The organism is Glutamicibacter sp. MNS18, assembly GCF_026107515.2.
Lineage (GTDB): Bacteria > Actinomycetota > Actinomycetes > Actinomycetales > Micrococcaceae > Glutamicibacter.
Window position 1 is genome coordinate 211,991 of sequence record NZ_JAPCHW010000001.1, and the last position, 14,795, is coordinate 226,785.

14 protein-coding genes and 1 tRNA gene are annotated in these 14,795 nt (G+C 62.8%); 9 read left to right on the forward strand and 6 right to left on the reverse strand.

The features are described 5' to 3' along the window. Positions 1–27: 27 nt before the first annotated feature. The 3 genes from OK351_RS00990 to gabT all read left to right on the forward strand — a co-directional run bounded on the left by OK351_RS00990 (position 28) and on the right by gabT (position 3,344). Positions 28–1,626, forward strand: coding sequence for a sodium-dependent transporter (locus OK351_RS00990; protein ID WP_265155468.1), 1,599 nt, complete (start codon positions 28–30; stop codon positions 1,624–1,626). A 2-nt stretch (positions 1,627–1,628) separates the two neighbouring features. After that, on the forward strand, positions 1,629–1,775 hold the full coding sequence (locus OK351_RS00995; RefSeq protein WP_265155469.1) for a methionine/alanine import family NSS transporter small subunit: 147 nt from the start codon (positions 1,629–1,631) through the stop codon (positions 1,773–1,775). 228 nt (positions 1,776–2,003) lie between these two features. Next, complete coding sequence (gabT, locus tag OK351_RS01000; protein ID WP_265155470.1) at positions 2,004–3,344, forward strand: 4-aminobutyrate--2-oxoglutarate transaminase; 1,341 nt, start codon at positions 2,004–2,006, stop codon at positions 3,342–3,344. Positions 3,345–3,446: 102 nt separating this feature from the next. On the opposite strand, the gene rarD is transcribed toward gabT, so the two are convergent. Both rarD and OK351_RS01010 read right to left on the reverse strand, forming a co-directional pair. Next, on the reverse strand, positions 3,447–4,385 hold the full coding sequence (rarD, locus tag OK351_RS01005) for an EamA family transporter RarD (protein ID WP_265155472.1): 939 nt from the start codon (positions 4,383–4,385) through the stop codon (positions 3,447–3,449). A 115-nt stretch (positions 4,386–4,500) separates the two neighbouring features. Beyond that, a complete protein-coding gene (locus OK351_RS01010; RefSeq protein ID WP_265155473.1) occupies positions 4,501–4,935 on the reverse strand; it encodes a Fur family transcriptional regulator in 435 nt (144 codons plus the stop codon). 196 nt (positions 4,936–5,131) lie between these two features. Between OK351_RS01010 and htpX the strand changes: the two genes are divergently transcribed. Then, positions 5,132–5,998 (forward strand): zinc metalloprotease HtpX, encoded by an 867-nt coding sequence (gene htpX / locus OK351_RS01015; RefSeq protein WP_265155474.1) that lies wholly within the window; start codon positions 5,132–5,134, stop codon positions 5,996–5,998. Between the two features lie 88 nt (positions 5,999–6,086). Here htpX and OK351_RS01020 read toward each other — a convergent pair whose 3' ends face one another. Next, a complete protein-coding gene (locus OK351_RS01020; protein WP_265155475.1) occupies positions 6,087–6,575 on the reverse strand; it encodes a YajQ family cyclic di-GMP-binding protein in 489 nt (162 codons plus the stop codon). A gap of 164 nt (positions 6,576–6,739) precedes the next feature. Here OK351_RS01020 and OK351_RS01025 point away from each other — a divergent pair. Together OK351_RS01025 and trxA are read left to right on the forward strand one after the other, a co-directional pair. Continuing rightward, a tRNA-Tyr gene (locus tag OK351_RS01025) sits at positions 6,740–6,821 on the forward strand. Between the two features lie 116 nt (positions 6,822–6,937). After that, positions 6,938–7,315 (forward strand): thioredoxin, encoded by a 378-nt coding sequence (gene trxA / locus OK351_RS01030; RefSeq protein ID WP_265155476.1) that lies wholly within the window; start codon positions 6,938–6,940, stop codon positions 7,313–7,315. A 13-nt stretch (positions 7,316–7,328) separates the two neighbouring features. Here trxA and OK351_RS01035 read toward each other — a convergent pair whose 3' ends face one another. Next, positions 7,329–8,306: a DNA-3-methyladenine glycosylase family protein gene (locus tag OK351_RS01035; protein ID WP_265155477.1), complete on the reverse strand. Its 978-nt coding sequence runs from the start codon at positions 8,304–8,306 to the stop codon at positions 7,329–7,331. Positions 8,307–8,424: 118 nt separating this feature from the next. Here OK351_RS01035 and OK351_RS01040 point away from each other — a divergent pair, with 118 nt between their 5' ends. Next, on the forward strand, positions 8,425–9,795 hold the full coding sequence (locus OK351_RS01040) for a pyridoxal-phosphate dependent enzyme (RefSeq protein WP_265155478.1): 1,371 nt from the start codon (positions 8,425–8,427) through the stop codon (positions 9,793–9,795). 27 nt (positions 9,796–9,822) lie between these two features. Beyond that, entirely contained in the window at positions 9,823–10,980 is a 1,158-nt protein-coding gene (locus OK351_RS01045) for a cystathionine gamma-synthase (protein ID WP_265155479.1), read from the forward strand. Positions 10,981–11,286: 306 nt separating this feature from the next. Here OK351_RS01045 and OK351_RS01050 read toward each other — a convergent pair whose 3' ends face one another. Together OK351_RS01050 and OK351_RS01055 are read right to left on the reverse strand one after the other, a co-directional pair. Next, on the reverse strand, positions 11,287–11,787 hold the full coding sequence (locus OK351_RS01050; protein ID WP_265155480.1) for a GrpB family protein: 501 nt from the start codon (positions 11,785–11,787) through the stop codon (positions 11,287–11,289). A 49-nt stretch (positions 11,788–11,836) separates the two neighbouring features. Further along, entirely contained in the window at positions 11,837–12,253 is a 417-nt protein-coding gene (locus OK351_RS01055; RefSeq protein ID WP_265155482.1) for a hypothetical protein, read from the reverse strand. Positions 12,254–12,565: 312 nt separating this feature from the next. Here OK351_RS01055 and OK351_RS01060 point away from each other — a divergent pair, with 312 nt between their 5' ends. Continuing rightward, positions 12,566–14,455 carry a DEAD/DEAH box helicase gene (locus OK351_RS01060; protein WP_265155784.1) on the forward strand — a complete coding sequence of 630 codons (1,890 nt, stop codon included), beginning with the start codon at positions 12,566–12,568 and terminating at the stop codon, positions 14,453–14,455. Positions 14,456–14,795 lie beyond the last annotated feature (340 nt).

Here is a 14,795-nt window from a genome sequence, read left to right on the forward strand (position 1 = left end):
GTGACGCAAGTGGGTTACGTTAATCACATGAACACTCCATCTTCTACCCAAGGCGCACCCGTGGCCGGTGCAAAGCGGGAGGTTTTCTCCTCCCGCAAGCTGTTCATCCTTTCGGCCATTGGTTCCGCCGCCGGCTTGGGGAACATCTGGCGTTTCCCCTACGTTGCCTATGAAAACGGTGGTGGCGCATTCCTTATCCCGTACCTGGTGGCGATCCTGTGCGCCGGTATCCCACTGCTGTTCCTTGACTACTCGGTGGGGCACCGCTACCGCGGTTCCGCTCCGCTGGCCTACCGCCGACTCAACCGCAAGACCGAGGTCCTCGGCTGGTGGCAGGTGCTTATTTGCTTCGTCATCGCCATCTACTACGCGGCCATCATCGCCTGGGCGGCCATGTACGCCTGGTTCTCCGTCACCAAGGCCTGGGGGGATGATGCCGAGGGCTTCTTCATGGGCGAGTTCCTGCAGGTTGCCGGTGAAGTCACCGTATCCTTCGATATCGTCTCGGCGGTCTTCTTCCCGATCCTGGCTGTCTGGGCGATTACCGTGATCATCATGGTGGCCGGCGTGAACAAGGGCATTGCCCGGGCCAATGTCATCTTCATGCCACTGCTGGTGGTCATGTTCGTGCTGTTGGTGGTCCAGTCGGTATTCCTGCCCGGTGCCATTGACGGTCTGAACGCCTTCTTCACACCGAACTGGGAAGCCCTGATGAACCCCGGGGTGTGGGCTGCGGCCTTCGGTCACATCTTCTTCTCGCTGTCGGTGGCCTTCGGCATCATGGTGACCTACTCCTCGTACCTGCGCCGCAAGACCGACCTGACCGGTTCGGGCTACGTGGTCGCGTTCGCCAACTCCGGCTTCGAGATCCTGGCCGGTATCGGTGTTTTCGCCGCCCTGGGCTTCATGGCCTACAACGCGAGTGCCGCTGTTGACGAGGTGGTTTCCGGCGGTATCGGGTTGGCATTCATCGCCTTCCCGACCATCGTTTCGGAGGCGCCGTTCGGGTCATTGCTCGGGGTGCTCTTCTTCGGGTCCCTGGTCTTTGCCGGATTGACCTCGCTGATTTCGATCCTCGAAGTCATTGTGGCGGCGTTCCAGGACAAACTGGGCTGGAACCGCAAGGCTGCCACGCTGATCGTCACCTTGCCGATCGCGCTCATCTCGATCGCGTTGTTCTCCACCACCACGTCGCTGTACCTGCTCGACACCCTCGATGCCTTCGTGAACCAGTTCGGCATCCTGGCCTGTGCCCTGGTCGCGGTGATTGTCATCGGTGCCGGACTGGGCGCCCTGCCGAAGCTGGCCAAGCACCTGAGCCGCCATAGCTCCATCAAGCTGGGCACCGGATGGATGGTCCTGGTGGGCGGTGTGGGTCCGGCCGTCCTGGGCTACATGCTGATCAACGAGTTCCAGACGAAGATCTCCGAATCGTACTCGGGATACCCGGCATGGTTCAACGGGATCTTCGGGTGGGGCATGGCCGGCGCCTTGATTGTCGGCGCTGTCCTGCTCTCGTTGGTTCCGTGGAGCAAGAAGTCCAAGCTGGCCGATCCCGAATTCGCTGAACACAAGGGTAAGGTCGAAGGCGAAGAATTGCCTGAGCCTGCCGGAAAGGAGTACTAGCCATGAGCGCGATTTCCATCACCCTGATGATCGTGGCAATGCTCACTATCTGGGGCGGACTTGTCCTGGCCTTGATCAACCTGAACCGGCATCCGGATGTCCCGGATGACCCGGAAGACGACCTGATCGACGCGCCAACCAGCCTCTAGAAAACGGTTGAGGAGCCCCGGCCGGCACCCCGCGAAAGGTGCCGGCCGGGGCTCTTTCTGTGCAACTGCACAAAAGCTGCTTTTGGCCGCTGTGCTTCATGGTTTGGCACACCACCAGCGAAGCAATAATCTTCAAGCAGTACTCGTGACAACGGCCATCAACGCTGGCCTTCCGATCTGCCGAATACGCCCCTTCGGCAGAAGCAAACAGACAGAAAGGAGCTCGCTGTGGACGTTACCTACCGTATCGAGCAGAAGCGCACTATTTCCGGACCGTTCCCAGGACCCAAGTCCCAGGAGCTCACCGCTCGCAGGAAGAAGGCCGTGGCCGCCGGTGTGGCTTCGTCACTGCCGGTATACGCAGCGGACGTGGATGGCGGCATCATTGTCGATGTCGACGGCAACCAGCTGATCGACCTGGGCTCCGGTATCGCCGTGACCACCGTGGGCGCCTCCAACCCGGCCGTCGCCCGGGCCGTGGCTGCCCAGGCCGCCCGCTTCACCCACACCTGCTTCATGGTCGCACCGTACGAGAACTACATCGAGCTGGCCGAGAAGCTGGCGGCGATCACCCCCGGTAGCTTCGAGAAGCGCGCGGTGTTCTTCAACTCCGGCGCCGAGGCGGTGGAGAATGCCGTTAAGGTCGCCCGTGTCGCCACCGGACGACAGGCAGTGGTGGCCTTCGACCACGCCTACCACGGCCGCACCAACCTCACCATGGGCCTGACCTCCAAGGCGGCCCCGTACAAGCGCGGATTCGGCCCCCTGGCCCCGGAAATCTACCGGATGCCGATGAGCTACCCGTTCCGTGAGGAGAACCCGAACATCTCGGGCAAGGAAGCGGCCGAGCGCGCCATCCTGGCCATGGAGAAGCAGATCGGCGGGGACCAGATCGCCGCGATCATCATCGAGCCGATCCAGGGTGAAGGCGGGTTCATTGTCCCGGCCGCCGGGTTCCTGCCTCGGGTGGCCGAGTGGGCCAAGGACAACGGGATCGTGTTCATCGCGGACGAGGTCCAGGCGGGCTTCGCCCGCGCGGGTGCCTGGTTCGCCTCCGACATCGAGGGCATCGAACCGGACCTGGTGACCGTGGCCAAGGGCATCGCCGGCGGAATGCCGCTGTCCGGGCTCATTGGACGGGCCGAACTGCTGGACTCGGTGCATGGGGGAGGCCTGGGTGGTACCTACGGTGGCAACCCGGTGGCGGTCGCTGCGGCCCTGGAAAGCATCAAGTTCATGGAGGAGCAGGACCTGGCTGGCCGTGCCCTGCAGATCGAGGCCAAGTTCTTCGCCCGCTTCAACGCCCTGGCCAAGGACGTGAAATCCGTGGGCGATGTGCGTGGCCGCGGTGCCATGCTGGCACTGGAACTCGTCAAGCCCGGCGGGATCGAACCGGATGCCGAGCTGACCAAGAAGATCGCCGCCGAGTGCCTGGAACAGGGTGTGCTGATCCTGACCTGTGGCACCTACGGCAATGTCATCCGCTTGCTGCCGCCGCTGGTCATCGGCGATGAGCTGCTCGCGGACGGGTTCGACGTGCTGGAAGCCGCGATCCGCAAGCACTCCTAGGCGACACCGCCGTAAACGAACAGGAAGCTGTCCGCCTGGCCCCTCGGGGCGAGGCGGACAGCTTCCCTTGCAATGTTCCCTGGATTAGACCGGCGTCACGGCTCAGGGCAGCGATTTCGGTTCGGGCAGGTTCCCGGTCCCCGGGGCACGGACCATGTCGATGATGATCAGCACCACCGCGATCCAGACCAGGATGAAACCCACCCAGCGTTCGACCTGCATGACCTCGTGGAAGACGAACAACCCCAACAGGAACTGCCCGATCGGGGCGAGGAACTGCAGGGACCCCAGGGTGCTCAACGGAAGCCGGCGCGCCGCACCACCAAAGAGGATCAACGGAACCGCGGTGATAACGCCACTGGTAGTCAGTAGCCAGAAGGTCGCCGCGCTGCCATTGGCCAGGGCGGACTGCCCCTGACCGGCCAGGATCAGGACAAAAACCAACGCCAGCGGGGTGAGCGCGATGGTTTCCACGCTGAGTGTTGCCAGGGCCGTGCCCTTCTGGCCCACCTGGTTCTTCACCAGGCCGTACAAACCGAAGGAAAACGCCAACCCCAGCGAGATCCACGGCATCCGGCCCAAGCCGAGGGAAAGCACCACCACGGCAACCAGGGCGAAACCGATGGCCACCCACTGCAGCCCTGTCAGTTTTTCCTTGAGCACCAGCACGCCCAGTGCGATCGCGACCAGCGGGTTGATGAAATACCCCAGGGAGGCCTCCAGAACATGGCCAGTCAGTACGGCAAAGGCGTACAGCGTCCAGTTCACGGCGATCAGCACACTGGCGATCACCAACCTTCCGGTGGTCCGCCGATCACGCAGGATTCCGATCAATGCCGGAACTTGCCGGGTCAGGGCCAGTAACAGGAAACAGAACAGCAGGGAGAAGACGATCCGCACGGCCACGAACTCGAAGGCCGAGATCTGCGGCAGCAGCAGGAAGTACAGCGGCAGCAGTCCCCAAATGAGATAGGCCGAGGTGCCTTGAAGGATCCCGATACTGCGGGGTGAACGCGGCGTCGCAGCGACGGCTCGATTCATCGGTGGCTCAATTTCTACGAAGTGCGCGGTGACGGGACAAGGCGCTATCGTCCCTTGTCCCGGGCAGATACCGCATCACTGCCCATAACCAGTGGTCAAAGCGAAATATTCCCGGCTAATGGATACCGCCGGGTGCGCTGCCGGGCCCACAACCGTTCTTGCACTGGCCGTAGAACAACACATCGGCAATGTGGATGCTGAAGCTGGTTGCCCCGCCGGGATGGAAACAGGGGGCCGAACCGTGGGCGCAGGGTACGTTCTCGATCCTGCCGCAGCGGTTGCACACCGCATGGTGGTGGTTGTCCTTCGGGTCGATCTCGTAGCGCGCCGAGGTGGAGGGGATCGTGAACCGGCGCAGGATCCCGTGCTCGGTCAGCTCGTTGAGCGCGTTGTACACCGCCTGGCCACTGAGCTTCGTCTGCTGGCTGGCCAGTTGTTGTTCGAGTTGCTCGGCGCTCAGGTGCGGTTCACGGGCCAGCGCCTGGAGCAGGGCGACGCGCGCACCGGTGGCCTTGAGCTCGTGGTCGTGCAACAGTTGGGCGAAGTCCATGGTTCCCATTGGACGTAGTCCGCAGGCACGATGTCAACCACGGTGACGGCGCCGAGCACAGGCCGGAGGCGCCCACGGGGCCCTTGCGGGTCGTGATGCAGGTGATAGCCGCGGGGCGGAACAACCGCGTGCGGCCGCACGTTGAATAGAATAACCACAACAGGTTGGGCTCGATGATGGGAAGTGATCACCGAAGGTGCACGGACATAACAATGGTTTGAAGACCGCGCTGCTACTGGGCGGGATGTTTGCGCTGCTGCTGGCGTTGGGTTCACTGATCGCCTCGGGAACCGGGAACGGTTCCTTTATCTGGATCTTCGCGATGATCGGCTTGGCCACCACCGCCTACGGCTACTGGAACAGCGACAAGATCGCGCTGCGCTCCATGCACGCCTATCCGGTCACCGAGCAGGACCAGCCGGAAATGTACCGGATCGTGCGGGAACTGTCGATGACCGCGCAGCAGCCCATGCCGCGGCTCTACGTCTCCCCGACAACCTCGCCGAATGCGTTCGCCACCGGACGCAACCCGCAGAACGCCGCGGTGTGCTGTACCGAGGGGATCCTGCAACTGCTCAACGAACGTGAATTGCGTGGGGTGCTGGGCCACGAATTGATGCACGTGTACAACCGTGACATCCTCACCTCCTCGGTCGCCGCCGCCATCGCCGGGGTGATCACCTCGATCGCCCAGTTCCTGATGTTCTTCGGCGCCGGTAACAACAACCGGAACGTGAACCCGCTGGCGATCCTGGCCCTGTCGCTGCTGGCACCGCTGGCCGCCTCGGTGATCCAGATGGCCGTCAGCCGAACCCGCGAGTTCGACGCCGATGAGGACGGCGCACGGCTGACCAACGACCCGCTGGCGTTGGCCAGTGCCCTGCGCCGTCTGGAACAGGGGATCGACCAGGCGCCACTGGCCCAACAAGACCAGAAGCTGGTCAACAGTTCGCATCTGATGATCGCCAACCCCTTCGGATCACGGCTCAAGAAGGTCTTTTCCACGCACCCGCCGATGGATGAACGCGTGGCACGCCTGGAAGCCATGGCCCGCGGCAACTAGGACACCGGGAACCTGAAAACGCCTGTGGCCCCCACCAGCTTGGTGGGGGCCACAGGCTTTTCGGGACACGGATTGCCCGGCAGCGCGCCTAGCGCAGGTTCACGAACTGGAGGTCGACCTCTTCGAAATCGCGTAGCAGGGACATGGTTGCCTGCAGGTCGTCACGGGACTTCGAGGACACACGCAACTCGTCACCCTGGATCACCGACTTCACGCCCTTGGGTGCCTCGTCACGGATCAACTTGTTGATCTTCTTGGCCACATCCTGGGCGATGCCCTCCTTGATGGTGGCCTCGATACGGTATTCCTTGCCCGAGGCGAAAGGCTCCCCGGCATCCAGGGACTTCAGGGAAATGTTGCGCTTGACTAGCTTGGACTGGAAAACGTCCAGTACCGCGTTGACTCGTTCTTCCGAATTCGCCTTCATCAGGATCTTCTCGCCACTGAAATCGATCTCGGCACCAACACCCTTGAAGTCGTAGCGTTGGGCAATTTCCTTGCTTGCCTGGTTCAGTGCGTTGGACACTTCCTGGCTGTCAACCTTGCTGACGACATCGAACGATGAATCGCTGGCCACGAATATTCTCCTTGGTGGTTCGGGGTCAAATCTGACTCATAGCCTACCGGTTTGCCCAGCCAAAAGCCTGAAGTGATCAGCGTTACAGCAAAAATCCGCTTTCCGATTTTTCATCCGGGAGAATCTCCGGTAGAGTTATTTCTCGTTCCCACGGGAACAAACCGGGCAGATTACCCGAGCGGCCAAAGGGGGCTGACTGTAAATCAGCTGGCAACGCCTTCACTGGTTCGAATCCAGTATCTGCCACAAATATCCTCCAGATCATTGCGATCTGGAGGATTTTTTGGTTTTCAACGTGCTTCCTGTCTATGTATGCGGGCGTCAACTGAGCTTTGGTCATTGAATTCCGCTAACGTGGAGCTATGGCAACAGTAAACGTAAGTGAAACAGAGTTCGCGCAGGTAATCGAGGAGAACAACATTGTTCTGGTCGACTTCTGGGCGGAATGGTGCGGCCCGTGCAAGCAATTCGGCCCGGTCTACGAGGACATCTCGGCGAAGTTCCCCGATGTGGTGTTCGCCAAGGTCGATACCGAGGCGGAGCAGGGTCTGGCCCGTGCCGCGAATATTTCCTCGATCCCGACGCTGATGGCTTTCCGCGAGAAGGTACTGGTCTTTTCCCAGCCCGGTGCCTTGAATGCCGCACAGCTCGAGGACCTGGTGACCGCGGTCAAGGGGATCGACATGTCCGAGGTCCATGCGCAGATCGCTGAGGAAGCCGCCCAGCAGAAGGAAGGCTGATCTTCACCGGAGCCTATCGGTTTCGGTGATCTTCAGGTGCGTAGCGCGGTCCAAAGGCCTGTTTGCGCTGCCCGGAAAGCTGTAATAACCGGATCACTCGTTGCCTGTGACCGGTATAGGGTTCCAGTAGACGTATCATGTCCGCGTCATCGATGCGCCGTCCCACCAGCAGCTGACCCACAAACCCCGACAGGTGGTAGTCGCCGACCGACACGTGATCGGTCGCGCCGTGGGACCGTTGCAGGGTCTCGGCAACGGTCCAGGGCCCGATGCCGGAGATGGACAGCAGCGCCGCCTCAAGGGTTCCGGGCGCCGCCACACCCGGCAGGGACTGCGACAACTCCAGTTCCGCCCAGCGTTCCAGGCGGCTGGCGGCCTGGGAAAGCCTGATCAGTGTGGCGGCACGGGTCTGTTCCACCCGGGCCTGCTGCCACTGCCAGCGCGGGATACCCGCCACGTGCTCCGGCAACGGGAACAACCGCAATCCTTCCGGGGCAGGTCCCGGCGCCGGGCGCCCGTAATAGCGGATCAGCCAGCGCCAGGCGTAATTGGCCTCGATCCCGGTGACCCGCTGCTCCAACACGGCACCGGCGGCATGATCGAATACCCGGCCGGTGCGCGGCAAACGCAGCTGCCGGTGGGTGGCGCGCGAACGCCTAACCAGATCCGGCAGAGTCCCGGCGAACTCCGGGGCATCAAAACCAGTCCAGTCATCCCTGGCCCCCAGCAGATCGGATCCGTGCTGCAGGGCCCGGGCCGCGCCGGGGCCCCATGCTGAGAACCGGAAATCCTGCCGGTTCGCGGCTGGCACAATACGCAAGGTGGCATCGCCCTGGCTGGTGGTAAATGCCAGCCAGGCCTCGGAAGGTTGCAGGCGAATGGTTGGATCACCCACCCCGCGCTGCAGGATCGAGAGGGTCTGGCGCAGGTTGACCGGTGCGCTCCCTCGCCACTGCAGGTGCATTCCTGGCTCAAGTTCCTCGGGAGACACGGTGTCCTTTCCTCCAGCGGGGTCCGGGATCCCGCGACTCTGATCCGCCTGTCAAGTGGATGACGATAAGCTACGGCCCGGAACGACATGTATGACTGACGACGGTAAAGTTCTTGACATGAAGTATGCGTCCACAGTCCTGGATCTGATTGGCAACACGCCACTGGTCAAACTCAACCGAGTCACCGACGATATCAAGGCCACCGTATTGGTCAAGCTCGAATACCTGAACCCGGGCGGTTCCATCAAGGACCGTATCGCCCTGAAGATGGTGGAGCGTGCCGAACAAAGCGGTGAATTGAAGCCAGGTGGCACCATTGTCGAGCCCACCAGCGGAAACACCGGTGTGGGTCTGGCGATGGTCGGTCAGCTCAAGGGATACAACACCATTTTCGTGACCCCTGACAAGGTCGGTGAGGAGAAGCGGGACGTGCTGCGCGCCTACGGTGCGCAGGTCGTGGTGACCCCGACCGCGGTGGCCCCCGAGTCCCCGGAGTCCTATTACGGGGTTTCCGACCGGCTGGTGCGCGAGGTCGAGGGCGCCTACAAACCGGACCAGTTCTCCAACCCGGGCGCCCCGGACAGCCACTTCGAAAGCACTGGCCCGGAGATCTGGAACGACACCGAAGGCAAACTGACCCATGTGGTCATCGGCGCCGGCACCGGTGGAACCATCACCGGCACCGGACGCTATCTCAAGCAGGTTTCGGCGGATCGCTCCTCGGGTCCGGTCCGGGTGGTCGCCGCCGACCCCGACGGGTCGGTGTACTCCGGTGGAACCGGACGCCCCTACTTCGTCGAGGGGGTCGGCGAGGACATGTGGCCGGGCAACTACGATCCGCAGGTGCCGGACCAGGTGGAACCGGTCACCGACGCAGAGTCCTTCGCCATGACCCGACGCCTGGCACTGGAGGAGGGGCTGCTGCTGGGCGGTTCCTCCGGGATGGCCGTGGCCGCGGCACTGCGTATAGCCAAGGACCTGTCCGAGGATGACATCGTGGTGGTGATCGCCCCCGATGGCGGACGCGGCTACCTGGCCAAGATCTTCAACGACTCGTGGATGCAGACCCAGGGCTTCACCACCCAGACCGCGGAAGGCCCGGTAGTCGGTGACCTGGTCGAGGGCCTGGATCCGTCCACCCTGGAAATCCTGGATCCGCAGGCCACCCTCGGGGAAGCCGCGGCGGCGCTGGAAGCCAACCGTGCTTCGGCCCTGGTGTCAGCCACCGCCCCCTTGCCGGCCCGGATCGGTGAAATCCGCGGCGTGTTCACCAAGCAGTCGGTGACCCGTGCCCTGCTCGACGGCGTGGCCCGCGACACCCGGTTGGCTGATCTGCAGCCCGCTGAGCTCCCGCTGATAGGCGCTGGGCAATCACTGGACAGTGCCCGCGCACTGCTGGACGAGCAGGACGCACTGCTGGTGACCCGGGATGGTGACGTGCTCTGCCCGCTCACCCACGATGAACTTCTCGCCTACCTGACCAAATAAGACCTCCCCTCACAAAGGACGATTACGATGAGCCAGAACACCAGCGGGTTCAACACCCGATTTGTCCACGCCGGACAGGAATTCGAACCGCATACCGGTGCCGTGGTGCCTCCGGTGCATTTCTCCACCACCTATGCCCAGGAGGGCATCGGCAAGCTGCGCAACGGCTACGAGTACGGCCGCGGCACCAACCCGACCCGTGATTCCCTCCAGGTGCAGCTGGCCGCCGCCGAGGGCGGCACCCACGCCTTCTCCTTCAGCTCCGGACTGGCCGGTGAGGACTCCATGATCCGCGCCCTGCTGCGTCCTGGCGATCACATCGTGCTGGGCAATGACGCCTACGGCGGATCCTTCCGCCTGATCGACCGGGTGCTGGGCCCCTGGGGGATCGGCAACACCCCGGTGGACATGTCCGACGATACGGCCCTGGCCGCAGCCATCGAGAAGAACAACGCCAAGATGGTATGGCTAGAGACCCCGTCCAACCCGTTGATGAAGATCGTGGATATCGCACGGGTAGCCGAGCTCACCCATGCCCACGGGGCACTGCTGGTGGTGGACAACACCTTCGCCAGCCCGTTCCTGCAGCAGCCGCTGGCCCTCGGCGCCGACGTGGTGGTGCACTCGACCACCAAGTACATCGGCGGGCACTCGGATGTGATCGGTGGCGCGATCATCGTCAAGGATGATGACCTGGCCGAGAAGATCGGCTTTCTCCAGTTTGCCGTCGGCGCGGTCTCCGGACCGTTGGATGCCTTCCTGACCACCCGCGGGCTGAAGACCCTGGGTGTGCGAATGCGTGCCCACCAGGAGAACGCCGCACAGGTGGCCCAGTGGTTGCGCGGGCGCAAGGAAGTCGACGCGGTGCTCTACCCGGGCTTCGAGGACCACCCGGGCCATGAGATCGCCAAGAAGCAGATGAGCGGATTCGGAGGTATGGTTTCGGTGCAATTCACCGGCGGAGCGGCAGTCGCCCGCCAGGTGGCCGAAAGCACCAGGTTGTTCCAGCTGGCCGAATCCCTGGGCGGGATCGAGTCGCTGATGAACTACCCCTCGGAAATGACCCACGCCTCGGTGAAGGGCACGGAACTGGAGGTTCCCGACAACTTGCTGCGCCTGTCCGTCGGCATCGAGGATGTCCAGGACCTGATCGGGGATCTGGAACAAGCCTTCGCCAAGCTGTAGACCACGGTCAACTTATCCCCGCCACGCGATGAAGAGTCGTGAGGCGGGGATTTGTTGTTGAACCGGGGTCCTGTCCCGGAACAGGGCAGGGCCCCGGGTCGGCAAAGCCACGGCAGGCAGCGGAGAAAACACCGAACTTCCACTAAGCCCTGAGGTAATCAGACACCCTGGAACCAGCAGGAGTAGGCGAGCTGTAGCGGTGGTGTAGCCGCGGATGCGAACGACGTGTTCCGCGCCCTGATCGTCGGGTCCAACAGGGCAATTGTCTGCGAATCCCAGACCCGCGACGTTCCGGATTTTCCGGGATTAGCCGGCATCGATCCCGGCCAGCAGCCGGGCCACCACGGAGGTCTTGGATTGCGTGTAGTCATCCCAGTTCCCGGACACTGCCGCCGAGTTGATCTTGGTCGCCAGGTACTCGGAGCGAGCGTCCTGATCTCTGCGGAGCAGATCCCGGAACACGATCCGCCGGGTCCACGGCCGGCCGCCGGACTCAACGACATGGATCACATAGTCGCGTGCGTTACGAGAGGGCCAGCTCAGCCAGCAGTGGTGCGATAAGTCCCCCTCCAGATCGAAACCCAGGGACCGTAGTCGTGCGGCGGCATCACGGATTTCCGTGGCATTGACACCCACCAGAATGTCAACCACGTCCTTCGCGGGAAGATCGGGGACCGAGGTCGACCCGATGTGCTCACATCGGGAATGGGGGAGCGCTACGCCGATCCGGGAGATCATCCCCGCAGCCAACTCGGCCCACTGGTCGTACCTGCTGGCAACCAGCTGCACCTTGTCATCAGAGGCCATGGAGGTAATCTACCGCGATCGAAGGGACTTATCAGTGACGCGGCACCGGCTATTTGCGCCGGGTTTTCCTGGGGTACAGCGTACGGAAGTACTTGATACTGGCAGGGGTCCACATCAGCGCCACCGCCACCAGCACCATGCCGGCCAGGATCGAATAGCGTCCGAAACGCAGAAAGAGCGGTAGCGCGGTAATCAACCCCAACCAGGTCAACTGGGTGCGTGCCATCAGGTCCGAACGCCATAGACGCAAAGACAGCCAGAGGATCAGCAGCCCGGCGGCAGCCAGGAGGCTACCCAGGAACCAGGGCCCGCTGGATGGCTCGGCGGCACGGGCTACGGAGATGAAGAGGTTGGCGGCGAATCCCAGGAACAGCACCGAAGCCAGGACCCAGCACAGCCGGGCGATACGCAGTTCACCGGGCGTACGAAGGTGGTGGTCGCTGGTCCTGCGGGGAGTGTTCTTCACACCGATCAGCATAGTCCAGCGCGGCGTGCAACCAGGGCGGTGCCGGAACTCACACGGCCTCGATCTGCTTTTTACCAGGAAGGGGCGATAGAATGGATTGTTCGCGAACATCTGGCATCCCTCGCATCTTGCCCAATTTTTGAGGCCAGAGCCCTTATCTCGTGTTGTGAATCCGCAAAGTGTGTGCGGGTCTTTATGTCATAGGGGAACGCTTGATGAGCGTGAGTTGTTTTTGACTGTGTTGCCTATTCGTCGTTTTGGGGACGTATAGGCCTTCCCCAACGATTGAGGTAATTCTTCGTGTCTACTGACATGCCCGCAAACACCACCGACGAAAAGACCACCGAAGAGCCGACCGTGCTCTTCAGCGAACTGGGCCTTGATGCCCGCGTCATGGCCGCCGTGGCCGATCTCGGCTACGAAAAGCCGTCACCGATCCAGGCAGCCACCATCCCGCTGCTGCTCGAAGGTCGCGACGTGGTCGGTCTGGCTCAGACCGGTACCGGCAAGACCGCAGCCTTCGCACTGCCGGCCCTGTCCCGCATGGCCGAGGTTGCCGACCTGAACGGTCCGGCACGCACCCCGCAGATCCTGGTGCTGGCACCAACCCGTGAACTGGCCCTGCAGGTCGCAGAGGCCTTCACCTCCTACGCAAAGCACATGGATGACTTCACCGTCCTTCCGGTGTACGGTGGCGCCCCATACGGTCCACAGCTCGCCGGCCTGCGCCGCGGCGCCCAGGTGGTTGTCGGAACCCCAGGTCGCGTGATCGACCACATCTCCAAGGGCTCGCTGGACCTGTCCAACCTGCAGTACCTGGTACTGGACGAGGCCGACGAAATGCTGCGCATGGGCTTCGCCGAAGAGGTCGACAAGATCCTGGAAGCAACCCCTGAAGACAAGCAGGTGGCGCTGTTCTCGGCCACCATGCCACGCACCATTCGCCGCATCGCCGCCGAATACCTGCGTAACCCCGAAGAGGTTTCGGTCAAGTCCAAGCAGACCACCGGCACCAACATCACCCAGCGTTACCTGCAGGTCATGGGAGCCCACAAGCTGGACGCCATGACCCGCATCCTGGAGTCCGAGGAATTCGACGGTGTGATCACCTTCGTGCGCACCAAGATGGCCACCGAGGACCTGGCCGACAAGCTCAAGGCCCGCGGATTCACCGCTGCGGCCATCAACGGTGACATCCCGCAGCAGCAGCGTGAACGCACCGTGGAGAACCTGCGCTCGGGGAAGATCGACATCCTGGTCGCCACCGATGTGGCCGCACGTGGCCTGGACGTGGAACGCATCAGCCACGTGATCAACTACGACATCCCGCATGACACCGAGTCCTACGTGCACCGCATCGGCCGTACCGGCCGCGCCGGTCGTTCGGGTGACGCGATCCTGTTCATGACCCCACGCGAGAAGTACCTGCTGCGTGCAATCGAGAAGGCCACCCGCCAGCCGGTGACTCTGATGCAGCTGCCGACCGTGGAGTCGGTGAACAACCGCCGTATCCAGAAGTTCACCGACCGTATCGACCAGACCATCATCAGCCAGGACCTGACGATCTTCCGTGAAATCGTGGAGAAGTTCGCCGCTGAGCACGAGGACCTGGATCAGCTGGAAATCGCCGCTGCCTTGGCCCTGATGGCCCAGGGCGGACGTCCGCTACTGCTGACCGAACAGTCCATTCCGGCCTCGAAGCAGGCCCGGATGGGCCGTGAAGGCCGTGAGGGCCGCGAGTCAGGTCCCCGCAGCCGTGGCAAGAGTGCTGCCGAGGGCAACGCCATGTACCGTCTGGCCGTGGGACGCCGTAACCGTGTCCAGCCCGGATCCATCGTCGGTGCACTGGCCAACGAAGGTGGTTTCAACTCCTCGGAAATCGGTGGCATTGACATCCGTTCGGACCACACCCTGGTCGAGCTGCCAGCCGAGCTGAGCAAGGACCAGTGGCGTGCACTGTCCAACACCCGTATCGGTGGCGAAGCGATCAACCTGGAACTGGACCGCGGCCCACGCGGCCGTCGCGATGATGACCGTGGCGGCTTCCGGTCGGACCGCGGCAGCTTCAAGGACCGCAAGCGCCAGAGTGGTTCCCGCGAAGGTGGCCGTGACGAGCGTCGTGGTGGCGGCGACAAGCGTTTCGGCGGTCGCAGCAAGTCCCGCTTCAACGACGCCGGTCGTAGCGCTCGCCGCGAGTACTAGGATCACCGTCTAAAAGACAAGGAGTCGGCCCCATCCCCTTCCATGGGGGTGGGGCCGACTCGTTTATGTGGGCCGTGAGACCCGTGAGACCCATGAGACCCGTGAGACCCGTGGGACGATGTACGACCCGTTGAAGTGCGCACTGGCCTTTTGACCGGGAAGCGGTGCTGAGATCCCGCCAGACCCTTGGGCCGGGTGTAGGGTGGCGGAAATCCGCCTCCAGAAGAGGGTAAGGGCCTGCCAGCTGAACGATCATGCTCTCAGGGCAGCGGACAACGTCCGGCCAGGACAACGGGAATGCGGGTCCGGGCAAGAGGTGGATCGCTGATCACCACATGAC